This is a genomic window from Stenotrophomonas sp. 3(2025), assembly GCF_052665395.1.
On sequence record NZ_JBQOIF010000026.1, the window covers coordinates 21,920 to 36,589 of the forward strand.

The 14,670-nt window shown below is 63.4% G+C and carries 9 protein-coding genes and 4 tRNA genes; all 13 read right to left on the reverse strand.

Annotated elements, in window-relative coordinates; all coding sequences use genetic code 11:
• Positions 1-340: 340 nt before the first annotated feature.
• On the reverse strand, positions 341-4,582 hold the full coding sequence (gene rpoC, locus ACUXVE_RS17100) for a DNA-directed RNA polymerase subunit beta' (protein WP_093821425.1): 4,242 nt from the start codon (positions 4,580-4,582) through the stop codon (positions 341-343).
• A gap of 89 nt (positions 4,583-4,671) precedes the next feature.
• A complete protein-coding gene (rpoB, locus tag ACUXVE_RS17105) occupies positions 4,672-8,826 on the reverse strand; it encodes a DNA-directed RNA polymerase subunit beta (protein WP_025879346.1) in 4,155 nt (1,384 codons plus the stop codon).
• Positions 8,827-9,153: 327 nt separating this feature from the next.
• Complete coding sequence (gene rplL, locus ACUXVE_RS17110) at positions 9,154-9,522, reverse strand: 50S ribosomal protein L7/L12 (protein ID WP_049469634.1); 369 nt, start codon at positions 9,520-9,522, stop codon at positions 9,154-9,156.
• Between the two features lie 63 nt (positions 9,523-9,585).
• Positions 9,586-10,122: a 50S ribosomal protein L10 gene (gene rplJ / locus ACUXVE_RS17115; RefSeq protein ID WP_049469632.1), complete on the reverse strand. Its 537-nt coding sequence runs from the start codon at positions 10,120-10,122 to the stop codon at positions 9,586-9,588.
• Positions 10,123-10,511: 389 nt separating this feature from the next.
• Positions 10,512-11,210, reverse strand: coding sequence for a 50S ribosomal protein L1 (gene rplA / locus ACUXVE_RS17120; protein ID WP_025879349.1), 699 nt, complete (start codon positions 11,208-11,210; stop codon positions 10,512-10,514).
• A gap of 4 nt (positions 11,211-11,214) precedes the next feature.
• Positions 11,215-11,643, reverse strand: coding sequence for a 50S ribosomal protein L11 (gene rplK / locus ACUXVE_RS17125; RefSeq protein WP_004145248.1), 429 nt, complete (start codon positions 11,641-11,643; stop codon positions 11,215-11,217).
• Positions 11,644-11,839: 196 nt separating this feature from the next.
• On the reverse strand, positions 11,840-12,400 hold the full coding sequence (gene nusG, locus ACUXVE_RS17130; protein ID WP_093821423.1) for a transcription termination/antitermination protein NusG: 561 nt from the start codon (positions 12,398-12,400) through the stop codon (positions 11,840-11,842).
• A gap of 10 nt (positions 12,401-12,410) precedes the next feature.
• Entirely contained in the window at positions 12,411-12,824 is a 414-nt protein-coding gene (secE, locus tag ACUXVE_RS17135) for a preprotein translocase subunit SecE (protein ID WP_025879351.1), read from the reverse strand.
• Positions 12,825-12,872: 48 nt separating this feature from the next.
• Positions 12,873-12,948, reverse strand: a tRNA-Trp gene (locus ACUXVE_RS17140).
• Between the two features lie 101 nt (positions 12,949-13,049).
• On the reverse strand, positions 13,050-14,240 hold the full coding sequence (tuf, locus tag ACUXVE_RS17145) for an elongation factor Tu (protein WP_445514852.1): 1,191 nt from the start codon (positions 14,238-14,240) through the stop codon (positions 13,050-13,052).
• Positions 14,241-14,280: 40 nt separating this feature from the next.
• Positions 14,281-14,356: transfer RNA gene (locus ACUXVE_RS17150), tRNA-Thr, on the reverse strand.
• Between the two features lie 48 nt (positions 14,357-14,404).
• Positions 14,405-14,478 (reverse strand) — tRNA-Gly (locus tag ACUXVE_RS17155).
• Between the two features lie 26 nt (positions 14,479-14,504).
• A tRNA-Tyr gene (locus ACUXVE_RS17160) sits at positions 14,505-14,590 on the reverse strand.
• Positions 14,591-14,670: the final 80 nt, after the last annotated feature.

Consider the following 14,670-nt stretch of genomic DNA (forward strand, 5'->3'; position numbering starts at 1 on the left):
CCGAAAAAAACCGGCCATGAATGCGGATATGTGCGAGCAGGCGAAAAACCGGCCTGCTGAGACAGACGATTGTAGCAACTTGACGAAAACGCGGTCAAATGCGCACGCGCCAAGCCAGCCCTGATCCAGGGCCGTTACAGGGGAGCCTTCTCCATGCCCCCCGTTCAGGTTGTCGCCCGACCCATCGCTGGGCCGGGGCGGCATCCTACCTCATCGACGGCGAACAGACCAGCGGCCTGCGCCCTCGAGTGCAGATCCCGCCGAAGCGGGTCCTGCGTGATACGTGCCCGGCACGGAGCCGGGACATCCAGCAGGGTCCGGCCGAAGCCGGACCCACCGATCAATCCTCGGCCTGCTCTGCGTCGGTCGACTCCACCACCACTTCCGGTGCTGCCACGGCCACGGCGGCTGCAGCTGCCGGGGTGCCGGCCAGGGTCTGCATTTCCGAGTCCGTCAGCCCGCTCGCATTGCGGCGGCGGTTGGCGTGGTAGGTCAGGCCGGTACCAGCCGGGATCAGACGGCCGACAATCACGTTCTCCTTCAGGCCGCGCAGGTTGTCCTTGGTGCCGCGGACGGCAGCCTCGGTCAGCACGCGGGTGGTTTCCTGGAAGGAAGCGGCCGAAATGAACGACTCGGTTGCCAGCGAAGCCTTGGTGATGCCCAGCAGCACCGGGTCGAAACGGGCGATCAGCTCGTTACGGGCGGTGAGGCGAGCATTTTCCTCGATGACGCGCTGGCGCTCGACCTGTTCGCCGTTCAGGAACTTGCTGCTGCCCTGATCGGTGATCTCGACCTTGCGCAGCATCTGGCGGGTGATCACCTCGATGTGCTTGTCGTTGATCTTCACGCCCTGCAGGCGGTACACGTCCTGGATTTCCTTCACCAGGTAGGCGGCCAGCGGCTCGACACCCAGCAGACGCAGGATGTCCTGCGGGCTCGGCTCGCCGTCGACGATGGTTTCGCCCTTGGTCACGTGCTCACCTTCGAACACGATGACCTGACGGTACTTCGGAATCAGCTCTTCGTGCTCCGAACCATCGGTGTCCTTGATGATCAGGCGCTGCTTGCCCTTGGTGTCCTTGCCGAAGCTGATGATGCCCGAACGCTCGGCCAGCACGGCCGGATCCTTTGGCTTGCGCGCTTCGAACAGATCGGCCACGCGCGGCAGACCACCGGTGATGTCGCGGGTCTTGGACGCTTCCTGCGGGATCTTGGCAACCACGTCACCCACGCCGACGGCAGCGCCGTCCTGCAGGTTGACGATCGAGCGCGGCGGCAGCAGGTACTGCGCCGGCAGGTCGGTGCCCGGAATCGACAGGTCGTTGCCCTTGCCATCGACGATGCGGACGATCGGGCGCAGATCCTTGGCCTGGGCGCCGCGGCGCTTCGGGTCGGTGATCTCGCGCGAAGCCAGGCCGGTCAGCTCATCGGTCTTCTCGATGACGGTGATGCCGTCGACGAAGTCAATGAAGCGGATGAAGCCGGCCACTTCCGACACGATCGGGTGGTTATGCGGATCCCAGTTGGCCACGGTCTGGCCAGCCTTGATCGAATCACCATCCTTGGAGGTGATGGTCGCACCGTACGGCAGCTTGTAACGCTCACGCTCACGACCGTGGGCATCGAGCACCGAGATTTCGCCCGAGCGCGACACTGCCACCAGCGAGCCATTGGCGTGCTCGACCGACTTGAGGTTGCTGAACTTGACCGAGCCGGTGGTCTTGACGGTGATGTTGTCGACCGCAGCAGCTCGCGACGCCGCACCACCGATGTGGAACGTACGCATGGTCAGCTGGGTACCCGGCTCACCGATGGACTGGGCGGCGATGACGCCGACCGCTTCACCGATGTTGACCAGGTGGCCACGGGCCAGATCGCGGCCGTAGCAGCGACCGCAGACACCGAAGGCCGATTCGCACGAGATCGTCGAACGCACCTTGATGCTCTGCACGCCGGCGTCTTCCAGCTTGGCGACCCAGGCTTCGTCGAGCAGGGTGTTGCGGGTGACGATCGGATCTTCGTCGTTGCCCGGCAGGAACACGTCCTCGGCAACCACGCGACCCAGCACGCGGTCCTTCAGCGGCTCGACCACATCGCCGCCTTCCACGATCGGGGTCATGATCAGGCCTTCGGTGGTACCGCAATCCACCTCGGTGATCACCACGTCCTGCGCCACGTCGACCAGACGACGGGTCAGGTAACCCGAGTTCGCGGTCTTCAGCGCGGTATCGGCCAGACCCTTACGGGCACCGTGGGTGGAGTTGAAGTACTCCTGCACGTTCAGGCCTTCGCGGAAGTTCGCCTTGATGGGCGTCTCGATGATCGAGCCATCGGGACGGGCCATCAGGCCACGCATGCCGGCCAGCTGACGGATCTGCGCCTGGCTGCCTCGTGCACCGGAGTCGGCCATGATGTACAGGGAGTTCATCGACTTCTGGTCGATGGTCTCGCCCTTGGCATTGATGACCTTCTCGGTACCGATGGTGTCCATCATCGCCTTGGCGATGCGCTCATTGGTGCGCGACCAGATGTCGACCACCTTGTTGTAGCGCTCGCCGGCGGTGACCAGGCCCGACTGGTACTGCTCCTGGATTTCCAGCACTTCAGCTTCGGCCTCGGTGAGGATGCCCTTCTTCTCGTCCGGGATCAGCATGTCGTCGATGCCGATCGAGACGCCGGCGCGGGTCGCGTAGGCGAAGCCGGTGTACATCAGCTTGTCGGCGAACACGACCGTGTCCTTCAGACCCAGCTGGCGGTAGCTGGAGTTGATCAGGCGGCTGATGTTCTTCTTGGTCAGCTCGGTGTTGGCCAGCGCGAACGGCAGGCCTTCCGGCAGGATTTCAGCCAGCAGGGCGCGACCGATCGTGGTGTCCACGATCGAGGTCTTGTTCTGCTTGTTGCCTTCTTCGTCGGTCACCACCTCGGTGATGCGGACCTTGACGCGTGCGTGCAGTTCCACCACGCGGTTGTCGTAGGCGCGCTTGACTTCGGCGATGTTGGCGAAGGCCATGCCCTCGCCCTTCTTGTTTTCCAGCGAGCGGGTCATGTAGTACAGACCCAGCACGACGTCCTGCGACGGCACGATGATCGGCTCGCCGTTGGCCGGCGACAGGATGTTGTTGGTGGACATCATCAGCGCACGCGCTTCCAGCTGGGCTTCCAGCGAGAGCGGCACGTGGACGGCCATCTGGTCACCGTCGAAGTCGGCGTTGAACGCGGTGCAGACCAGCGGGTGCAGCTGGATGGCCTTGCCTTCGATCAGGACCGGCTCGAAGGCCTGGATGCCCAGGCGGTGCAGGGTCGGCGCACGGTTCAGCATCACCGGATGCTCGCGGATGACCTCTTCCAGGATGTCCCAGACTTCGGCTTCTTCGCGCTCGACCAGCTTCTTGGCGGCCTTGATGGTGGTGGCCAGGCCACGACGCTGCAGCTTGGCGAACACGAACGGCTTGAACAGTTCGAGCGCCATCTTCTTCGGCAGGCCGCACTGGTGCAGGCGCAGGTACGGACCGACCACGATGACCGAACGGCCCGAGTAGTCCACGCGCTTGCCGAGCAGGTTCTGGCGGAAGCGACCCTGCTTGCCCTTGATCATGTCGGCCAGCGACTTCAGCGGGCGCTTGTTGGTGCCGGTGATGGCACGGCCGCGACGGCCGTTGTCCAGCAGCGCATCGACCGATTCCTGCAGCATGCGCTTTTCATTGCGCACGATGATGTCCGGCGCGCTCAGTTCGAGCAGGCGGCGCAGGCGGTTGTTGCGGTTGATGACGCGGCGGTACAGGTCGTTCAGATCGGAGGTCGCGAAGCGGCCGCCATCCAGCGGAACCAGCGGACGCAGGTCCGGCGGCAGCACCGGCAGCACGGTCATGACCATCCACTCCGGACGGTTGCCCGATTCCAGGAAGGCTTCGATCAGCTTGATGCGCTTGGTCAGTCGCTTGAGCTTGGTTTCCGAACCGGTGCTGGCGATCTCTTCGCGCAGGCGGGTCATCTCCGACTGCAGGTCGATGGTACGCAGCAGCTCGTACACGGCCTCGGCGCCCATGGCGGCGTCGAAATCGTCGCCATGTTCCTGGCGGGCCTGCAGGTACTGTTCTTCGGTCAGCAGCTGGCGGCGTTCCAGGGCGGTCAGGCCCGGCTCGGTCACCACGTAGGCTTCGAAGTACAGCACGCGCTCGATGTCGCGCAGGGTCATGTCCAGCATCAGGCCGATGCGCGACGGCAGCGACTTCAGGAACCAGATGTGCGCGACCGGCGACGCCAGGTCGATGTGGCCCATGCGCTCACGGCGCACCTTGGCCAGGGTCACTTCGGTGCCGCACTTCTCGCAGACCACGCCGCGGTGCTTCATGCGCTTGTACTTGCCGCACAGGCACTCATAGTCCTTGACCGGCCCGAAGATGGCGGCGCAGAACAGGCCGTCACGTTCCGGCTTGAAGGTACGGTAGTTGATGGTTTCCGGCTTCTTCACTTCGCCGAAGGACCACGAACGGATCAGGTCCGGCGAAGCCAGCGCGATCTTGATCGCGTCGAAGTCCAGCGTCTGGCGCTGCTGGTTGAAGAGGTTGAGCAGGTCTTTCATGGTGTTCTCCAGAAGGAGGAATGCTGTGTCGATGGGCTTTCAGTTCACTGCCAGCGGCGCGGCGGCGGTGGCCGCCGCGCCGGCATGGATCAGTTGTCTTCCAGTTCCATGTTGATGGCCAGCGAGCGGATTTCCTTCACCAGGACGTTGAAGGATTCCGGCATGCCCGCGACCATCTCGTGCTCACCGTCGACGATGTTCTTGTACATCTGGTTGCGGCCCTGCACGTCATCGGACTTCACCGTCAGCATTTCCTGCAGGGTGTAGGCCGCGCCGTAGGCTTCCAGCGCCCAGACTTCCATTTCACCGAAGCGCTGGCCGCCGAACTGCGCCTTGCCGCCCAGCGGCTGCTGGGTGACGAGCGAGTACGGACCGGTCGAACGGGCATGCATCTTGTCGTCGACCAGGTGGTTCAGCTTCAGGTAGTGCATGTAGCCAACGGTGGTGTGGCGATCGAAGGCTTCACCGGTGCGGCCGTCATACAGCTGGGTCTGGCCACTGCTCGGCAGGTCGGCCAGTTCCAGCATGCGCTTGATTTCCGCTTCGGTGGCACCGTCGAACACCGGCGTTGCCATCGGCACGCCGTCGAACAGGTTGCGGGCCAGGCGCAGCAGCTCCTCGTCGCTGAACTGCGACAGGTCGACACGGTTGGCCACGTTGGTGTCATCGTGGTTGTAGATGTCGTCCAGGAACTTGCGCAGGTCGGCGACCGCGGCCTGGGCTTCCAGCATTGCCTGGATCTTGCGACCCAGACCCTTGGCGGCCCAGCCCAGGTGCACTTCCAGGATCTGCCCGATGTTCATGCGCGACGGCACGCCCAGCGGGTTCAGCACGATGTCCACGGTTTCGCCCGAGGCCATGTACGGCATGTCCTCGACCGGCACCACGTTGGACACCACACCCTTGTTGCCGTGGCGGCCTGCCATCTTGTCGCCCGGCTGGATGCGGCGCTTCACTGCCAGGAACACCTTGACCATCTTCAGCACGCCCGGGGCGAGGTCGTCGCCTGCGGTGATCTTGCCGCGCTTGTCGGCGAAGCGACGCTCGAATTCCTTCTCGTGCGCCTGGATCTGCTTCTGTGCGCGTTCGATGGCTTCGGCGGCGTCCTCGTCCTTCATGCGCAGCACGAACCAGTCGGCCTTCTTCAGGCCATCCAGGTAGGCGTCGGAGATGACATCGCCCTTCTTCAGGCCGGCGCCACCGTTGACCACCTTGCCGACGATCTGCGAACGCAGACGCGCATAGATGGCCGCTTCCAGGATGCGGAACTGGTCGTCGAAGTCCTTCTTGACGCGCTTGATTTCAGACTCTTCGATCTGACGGGCGCGCTTGTCCTTCTCGATGCCGTCGCGGGTGAAGACCTGCACGTCGATGACGGTGCCGTCCATGCCCGGCGGCACGCGCAGCGAGCTGTCCTTCACGTCCGAAGCCTTCTCGCCGAAGATCGCGCGCAGCAGCTTCTCTTCCGGGGTCAGCTGGCTTTCGCCCTTCGGGGTGACCTTGCCGACCATGATGTCGCCGGCGCGGACTTCGGCGCCGATGTACACCACGCCGCTCTCGTCCAGGCGGTTCAGCGCCTGCTCGGAAACGTTCGGGATGTCGGCCGAGATTTCCTCCGGCCCCAGCTTGGTGTCACGCGCAACGCAGGTCAGCTCTTCAATGTGGATCGTGGTGTAGCGATCCTCTTCCACCACGCGCTCGGAGAGCAGGATGGAGTCTTCGAAGTTGTAGCCGTTCCACGGCATGAAGGCGATCAGCATGTTCTGGCCCAGGGCCAGTTCACCGATGTCGGTGGACGGACCATCGGCCAGCACGTCGCCACGCGCCACCACGTTGCCCACTTCCACCAGCGGACGCTGGTTGATGCAGGTGTTCTGGTTGGAGCGGGTGTACTTGATCAGGTTGTAGATGTCCACGCCGGCGTCGGAGGCGTCGGTGATCTCGGCTTCGTTGACCTTGACCACGATGCGGGCGGCGTCGATCTGCACGATCTCACCACCACGACGGGCGTTCACGGTCACGCCCGAGTCACGCGCCACGGCGCGCTCGATGCCGGTACCGACCAGCGGCTTCTGCGCACGCAGGGTCGGCACGGCCTGACGCTGCATGTTGGCGCCCATCAGTGCGCGGTTGGCGTCATCGTGCTCCAGGAACGGAACCAGCGCGGCCGCGATCGACACGGTCTGCATCGGCGAGACGTCCATGAAGTGGACTTCCGCCGGCGGCTTCAGCAGCGATTCGCCCTGGTAACGGCAGGGGACGAACTGCTCGGTCAGCACGCTGTTGGCATCGGTCAGGGCGTTGGCCTGGGCGATGACGTACTCGTTTTCCTCGATGGCCGACAGGAACTCGACTTCGTCGAAGACCTTGCCGTCCACGACCTTGCGGTACGGGGTCTCGAGGAAACCGTACTGGTTGGTGCGGGCGTACACGGCCAGCGAGTTGATCAGGCCGATGTTCGGGCCTTCCGGCGTTTCGATGGTGCAGACGCGGCCGTAATGGGTCGGGTGCACGTCGCGCACTTCGAAGCCGGCGCGCTCACGGGTCAGGCCGCCCGGGCCCAGGGCCGAGACGCGACGCTTGTGCGTGACTTCCGACAGCGGGTTGTTCTGATCCATGAACTGCGACAGCTGCGAGGAGCCGAAGAATTCCTTGATCGCCGCAGCCACCGGCTTGGCGTTGATCAGTTCCTGCGGGGTCAGGCCTTCCGACTCGGCCATCGACAGGCGTTCCTTGACCGCGCGCTCGACGCGGACCAGGCCCACGCGGAACACGTTCTCGGCCATTTCACCGACCGAACGCACGCGACGGTTGCCCAGGTGATCGATGTCATCGACCACGCCGCGACCGTTGCGGATCTCGGTCAGGACCTTGATCACGTCCAGGATGTCCGAGCTGTCGCCGTGTGCGGCAACCAGGCGCTTGGACTCTTCGTCGTTGCGCTCGCCGTAGTACTTGCGGTCGTACAGCACGGCTTCGCCGGTGGTTTCCTTGCGGCCCACGCGCCGGTTGAACTTCATGCGGCCGACTGCGGACAGGTCGTAGCGCTCGAAGGTGAAGAACAGGTTGTGGAACAGGTTCTGCGCGGCATCCTTGGTCGGCGGCTCGCCCGGACGCATCATGCGGTAGATCTCGACCAGGGCTTCCAGCTGGGTCTTGGTCGGATCGATGCGCAGGGTGTTGGACAGGTACGGGCCACGATCCAGGTCGTTCACCCACAGGGTGCCCACGGCATCGACGCCGGCCTTGCGGAAGGCCTGCAGCTGTTCGTCGGTGATTTCGTCGTTGGCCTGCGCCAGCAGTTCGCCGGTGGAGGCATCGACCACGTCGTGCGACAGGATGCGGCCGACGATGTAATCGTCCGGCACGGCCAGGGCGGCGATGCCCGAGGCTTCCAGCTGCTTGATGTGGCGCGCGGTGATGCGCTTGCCGGCTTCCACGATGACCTTGTCGCCGTCGGCGAGGTCGAAGCCCAGGGTTTCGCCGCGCAGGCGCTCGGGCACCAGCTCCAGCTGGACGCCTTCATCCGGGTTGATGTGGAAGGTGTTGATCTCGAAGAACTCGGCCAGCATCTCTTCGTTGCTGTAGCCAAGCGCGCGCAGCAGGATCGACACCGGCAGCTTGCGGCGACGGTCGATACGGGTGAACAGCGCGTCCTTCGGGTCGAACTCGAAGTCCAGCCAGGAACCGCGGTAAGGAATGATGCGGGCGCTGTACAGCAGCTTGCCCGAGCTGTGGGTCTTGCCACGATCGTGGTCGAAGAACACGCCCGGCGAGCGGTGCAGCTGCGAGACGATGACGCGCTCGGTGCCGTTGACGATGAAGGTGCCGTTGTCGGTCATCAGCGGGATTTCGCCGAGGTAGACCTCCTGCTCCTTCACGTACTTGATGGCCTTGGTCGACGACTCGCGGTCGTAGATCACCAGGCGCACGGTCACGCGCAGCGGCGCACCGTAGCTCATGCCACGCTGACGGCACTCACGCTCGTCGAAGACCGGATCGCCCAGCTTGTAGCCGACGTATTCCAGGGCAGCATTGCCGCTGTAGCTGGCGATCGGGAAGACCGACTTCAGTGCAGCGTGCAGGCCGTGGTCCGTGCGCTTGGCCGGATCGACGTTTTCCTGCAGGAATTCACGGTAGGAATCCACCTGGATGGCGAGCAGGAACGGCACTTCGAGAATCGAACGCTGCTTGCCGAAATCCTTGCGGATACGCTTTTTTTCGGTGAACGAATAGGACGTCATGAGGTCTTCCACCTTGTTGTGCGGGTCGTGCGCCCACGACCCGAAGGGAACTTGAAATTGTCAGTTGGAAGTCGCTGGTATTGCCGGCACCAGCACGCCTTCTCCCGCTACTTCCAACTGCCAACTCGTCTGCATCCACTCCCCCGCCGCCGCGCGTTGCGCTGGTTGACCAGGGTTTGACCGCAGCCCGTGTTGGGCTTTTTTGCCGTTTTTCACACCCACGCATGGCGTGGATCTACAGCACCGCAACAACGACCAAAGGCCGGGGGCTTACGCCCCCAGCCTTGGCTGCATCGCCGGATTCCGATGGCGACGCAAAGGAAGTGCTTACTTGACTTCGACAGTCGCGCCAGCAGCTTCCAGGTCCTTCTTCATCTTCTCGGCTTCGTCCTTCGAAGCGTTGTCCTTCAGGACGCCGCCGGCTTCGGCCAGGTCCTTCGCTTCCTTCAGGCCCAGGCCGGTGATGGCGCGGACGGCCTTGATGACTTCAACCTTCTTGTCGCCAGCGGTCTTCAGGGTGACGACGAATTCGGTCTGCTCTTCGACCGGAGCGGCCGGGCCGGCCGGGCCAGCAACGGCAACCGGAGCAGCGGCGGAGACGCCGAACTTCTCTTCGATGGCCTTGACCAGCTCCATCACTTCCATCAGGGACTTCTCGGCGATGGCGTCGACGATCTGTTCGTTGGTAAGGGACATGATAATTACCTTTGGATGTTTTTCTGGATTGAGGTTCCGTCAGGAACCACGATTGGTCGAAACTCAGGCGGTCTCGGCGGCCGGTTCAGCAGCGTCGGCGGCGACGTCGCCACCATTCTGCTTGTCGCCGATTGCCTTGATGGCGCGGGCGAACATCGTGACCGGCTCGGTCAGGACACGTGCCAGCATTGCCAGGGCCTGGTCGCGGGTCGGCAGCGATGCCAGAACCTCGACGTGGCTCGCCGGGAACACTTCACCACCGATTGCGACGACCTTGGCCTTCAGCTTGTCGTTGCCCTTGGCGGCATCCTTGATCAGGCGACCGGCTGCACCGGGCTCCTCGAGCGAGAACGCGTACAGCAGCGGACCAACCATCTGGTCCTGTGCGACTGCGAACTCGGTGCCTTCAACAGCACGCGAAGCCAGGGTGTTCTTGACAACTTTCAAGAAAACGCCGGTTTCACGAGCCTGCTTGCGCATCGCGGTCATCTGGGCGACCGTGGTGCCAGCGTATTCGGCTGCGATCAAGGAGTGGGCCTTGGCGGCGATGTCTGCCAGCTCCGCGACTACTTCTTGCTTCTGGGACAGATTGAGAGCCATTGCACTCCTCCGATTGAACTCCGCTTACGGCTCCTGCCGTGTGCGGTCCTGTGCGGCATCCGTCCTGGACGCCGGGAACATCGGAATGATGTTCCGGGGGGTGGGCCGTTCTAGACCTGGAGTGGGCCAACCTGGGTAACCCCAGACGTGCGTGAACCAGAAAAACTCCAGAAGGGCACCATCTACGCAGGGTGATTCCGGGGAATCGATTAAGCGTTCGTGACTGCTCCGGCGGCGACTCCCTGCCAAATCGAGCTTCCCTGCCCGTCGCCGGCATGCCACGACCGCACCTGCGGTCTTTGACGGCTACCACCGGCGATGGGTTGCCGGCGATGCCTTCAAATGTCACGGTCGCGGGACCCGAGGGACCCCGCGACCGCTTGAAACGATTACTTCAGGCTCAGCGACGACTGGTCGACGGTGACGCCCGGGCCCATCGTCGAGCTGACCGAAACCTTCTGCAGGTAGGTGCCCTTCGAGGTAGCCGGCTTGGCCTTGATCAGGTCCAGCAGCAGCGCGGTCAGGTTCGACTTCAGCGCGTCTTCGGCGAAGTCGGCCTTGCCGATGGTGCAGTGGATGATGCCGGCCTTGTCGGTGCGGTAACGCACCTGACCCGACTTGGCATTCTTCACAGCCTCACCCGGGTTCGGGGAGACGGTGCCGACCTTCGGGTTCGGCATCAGGCCGCGCGGGCCCAGCACGGTGCCCAGCTTGCCGACGACGCGCATTGCGTCCGGGGTCGCGATCACGACGTCGTAGTTCAGATCGCCGGCCTGCATCTTCTCGGCCAGGTCGTCCATGCCGACGGCTTCGGCGCCAGCGGCCAGGGCTTCGTCAGCCTTGGCACCGGCCGGAGCGAAGACAGCGACGCGGACCGACTTGCCGGTACCTGCCGGCAGCACGGTGGAGCCACGAACCTGCTGGTCGGACTTCTTCGCGTCGACGCCCAGGCGCACCGCAACGTCGATCGACTCGACGAACTTGGCCTTGGTGGCGGTCTTCAGGATGTTGATCGCGTCCTCGAAGGCGTATGCCTTGCCCGGAACGATAGCGGCCTTGATGGCCTTCTCACGCTTGGTCTGTGCCATCTTCTTAACCCTCCACCACGAGGCCCATGGAACGGGCAGAGCCAGCGATGGTACGCACGGCGGCGTCCAGATCGGCGGCAGTCAGATCCGGTTCCTTCGCCTTGGCGATCTCTTCCAGCTGCTTACGGGTGACCTTGCCGACCTTCTCGGTGTTCGGGCGCTTGGAGCCCGACGAGATGCCAGCGGCCTTCTTCAGCAGGGTGGTGGCCGGGGTGCTCTTGGTGATGAAGGTGAACGTACGGTCCGAATAGGCCGTGATGATCACCGGAACCGGCAGACCCGGCTCGAGCTTCTGCGTGGCGGCATTGAAGGCCTTGCAGAATTCCATGATGTTCAGGCCGCGCTGACCCAGCGCAGGACCGACCGGCGGCGAGGGGTTGGCCTGACCGGCCTTCACCTGCAGCTTGATATAACCGACAACTTTCTTTGCCATGTGAGTACTCTCCGGGTGCTAGCGCCTTGCGACAACAGGCTCCCCATCGGACCGGGAATCACGCGTCCCGGCATCGCGTTTTGAAATCATGCCGAAGGCCACCTTTCGGTGGCCTCGTCCCGCCAGCTTCCCAACGGGAGCCGCGCAGCATATCAGGTTTTTCCTTCACATGCCTGAAGCGGCACGTGAATTCTGGTCAGACGGCCTTTTCGACCTGACCGAACTCGAGCTCGACCGGGGTGGCGCGACCGAAGATCAGCACCGAGACGCGCAGACGGCTCTTCTCGTAATTGACTTCTTCGACCACACCGTTGAAGTCGTTGAACGGACCGTCGGTGACGCGGACCATCTGGCCCGGCTCGAACAGCACCTTCGGACGCGGCTTCTCGACACCTTCCTGGACACGGTTCAGGATCGACTCGGCCTCGGAATCGGCGATCGGCAGCGGACGATCGGCGGTTCCGCCGATGAAGCCCATGACGCGCGGGGTTTCCTTGACCAGGTGCCAGCTTTCGTTGTCGATGCGCGGAATGCCCGCTTCTTCGTGGGTCTCGATCTGGACCAGCACGTAACCCGGGAAGAACTTGCGCTCGGAACGGCGCTTCTGGCCGGCGCGCATTTCGATTACTTCCTCGGTCGGAACCAGGACGTCGCCGAAGCGCTCTTCCATGCCGTCACGGGCGATGCGATCGCGCAGAGCCTGCGCCACCGACTTCTCGAAGCCCGAATAGGCGTGAACGACGTACCAACGCTTCATGCATTTCTCCTTAGCGGCTCAGGAACCACTGAGTCAGTTTCTGGATGAAGAAATCGAACCCACCCAGCAGCAGGCTGAGGATCAGGACGACGACAATCACCACCCAGGTCATGCGAATGGCTTCCTGACGGGTCGGCCAAACCACTTTACGCAGTTCGAAACGCGACTCGGAGAGGAATTCGCGGGTGTCGCGCCCCTTGCCGGTCAGCATGAACACGCCGATACCGCCAACCAGGCCGACCACGACCGCCAACGCACGCAGCTGACCCGCCCACGCGCCCAGCTGGGCAGCGCGGCCGGAGTCGGCGGAGAACCAGAACCAGACGAACAGACCTGCCAGCACCAGCAGCGATGCGAGGACGTACTTGACGATATCCCCGCCTTGCGCGGAGGTGTCCTTGGAATGTTCGATCTTGCTATTCATCAGGCTGTGTCTGCTTTAGCGGCAGGGCCGCTCGGTAAGGTGGGCAGATGGCACGCCAGGAGGGACTCGAACCCCCAACCTGCGGTTTTGGAGACCGCTGCTCTGCCAATTGAGCTACTGGCGTACGTTGAAAACTTGCCTTCCCTTAGACGGCGAAGGCGGACCGAGGTTCCCGGCCCGCCACTCGCCAGACCGGCAGCGCTATGCGACCGCCGGCATGCAGGCTTACTCGAGGATGGTGGCAACCACGCCAGCACCGACGGTACGGCCACCTTCGCGGATGGCGAAGCGCAGGCCGGCGTCCATGGCGACCGGGTTGATCAGGGTGACAACCATCTTCACGTTGTCGCCCGGCATCACCATCTCGACGCCTTCCGGCAGCTCGACCGCACCGGTGATGTCGGTGGTGCGGAAGTAGAACTGCGGACGGTAGCCCTTGAAGAACGGGGTGTGACGGCCGCCCTCATCCTTCGACAGCACGTACACTTCGGCGTCGAACTTGGTGTGCGGCTTGATCGAACCCGGCTTGGCCAGAACCTGGCCACGCTCAACGTCGTCACGCCTGGTGCCGCGCAGCAGCAGACCGGCGTTGTCGCCTGCCTGGCCCTGGTCCAGCAGCTTGCGGAACATTTCCACGCCGGTCACGGTGGTCTTCTGCACCGGACGGATGCCGACGATTTCGATTTCTTCGCCGACCTTGATCACGCCGCGCTCGATACGACCGGTCACCACGGTGCCGCGACCCGAGATCGAGAACACGTCTTCGACCGGCATCAGGAATGCCTTGTCGACGTCACGCTCCGGGGTCGGGATCCAGGTGTCCAGCGCCTCGACCAGCTTGATGACGGCCGGCACGCCGATGTCGCTCTGGTCGCCTTCCAGCGCCAGGCGGGCCGAACCCGAGATGATCGGGGTGTCGTCGCCCGGGAAATCGTACTTGCTCAGCAGCTCGCGGACTTCCATTTCGACCAGTTCCAGCAGCTCGGCATCGTCAACCATGTCGGCCTTGTTCAGGAACACGACGATGTACGGCACGCCGACCTGACGCGACAGCAGGATGTGCTCGCGGGTCTGCGGCATCGGGCCGTCAGCGGCCGAGCACACCAGGATCGCGCCGTCCATCTGGGCAGCACCGGTGATCATGTTCTTGACGTAGTCAGCATGGCCCGGGCAGTCGACGTGGGCGTAGTGACGGGTGGTGGATTCGTATTCGACGTGCGCGGTCGAGATCGTGATGCCACGTGCCTTTTCTTCCGGCGCGGCGTCGATCGCGGAGTAATCCTTGAACTCGCCACCGAAGCGCTCGGCACCGATCTTGGTCAGTGCGGCGGTCAGCGTGGTCTTGCCGTGATCGACGTGACCGATGGTGCCGACGTTGACGTGCGGCTTGGTGCGCTCGAACTTACCCTTGGCCATGGCTGCTTATCTCGAATTCGTCTGGTGTGGTGCTGGTAGATGGTGCTCACGAAAGGAATCGAACCTTCGACCTCTTCCTTACCAAGGAAGTGCTCTACCGACTGAGCTACGTGAGCGAGTTTTGCATTATGGCATGAACTCGATAATATTCAAAGTTCATTCAATGGAGCGGGAGACGGGAATCGAACCCGCACCATCAGCTTGGAAGGCTGAGGTTCTACCATTGAACTACTCCCGCACCGGGAATGTGCCACAACGTGAAGCTGGTGGAGGGAGGTGGATTCGAACCACCGAAGGCGTAAGCCAGCAGATTTACAGTCTGCCCCCGTTGGCCGCTTGGGTATCCCTCCTTACCACCCCATTCCGTGCCGCCGAAGCGTTGCGGTGTGTGGTGGTGAGCCCGCAATTCTGGAGATGAAGCGGGGGTCTG

Coding starts and splice junctions, on each gene's coding strand:
- rpoC (WP_093821425.1), bottom strand. CDS start 4,582: ATGAAAGACCTGCTCAACCTCTTCAACCAGCAGCGCCAGACGCTGGAC.
- rpoB (WP_025879346.1), bottom strand. CDS start 8,826: ATGACGTCCTATTCGTTCACCGAAAAAAAGCGTATCCGCAAGGATTTC.
- rplL (WP_049469634.1), bottom strand. CDS start 9,522: ATGTCCCTTACCAACGAACAGATCGTCGACGCCATCGCCGAGAAGTCC.
- rplJ (WP_049469632.1), bottom strand. CDS start 10,122: ATGGCTCTCAATCTGTCCCAGAAGCAAGAAGTAGTCGCGGAGCTGGCA.
- rplA (WP_025879349.1), bottom strand. CDS start 11,210: ATGGCACAGACCAAGCGTGAGAAGGCCATCAAGGCCGCTATCGTTCCG.
- rplK (WP_004145248.1), bottom strand. CDS start 11,643: ATGGCAAAGAAAGTTGTCGGTTATATCAAGCTGCAGGTGAAGGCCGGT.
- nusG (WP_093821423.1), bottom strand. CDS start 12,400: ATGAAGCGTTGGTACGTCGTTCACGCCTATTCGGGCTTCGAGAAGTCG.
- secE (WP_025879351.1), bottom strand. CDS start 12,824: ATGAATAGCAAGATCGAACATTCCAAGGACACCTCCGCGCAAGGCGGG.
- tuf (WP_445514852.1), bottom strand. CDS start 14,240: ATGGCCAAGGGTAAGTTCGAGCGCACCAAGCCGCACGTCAACGTCGGC.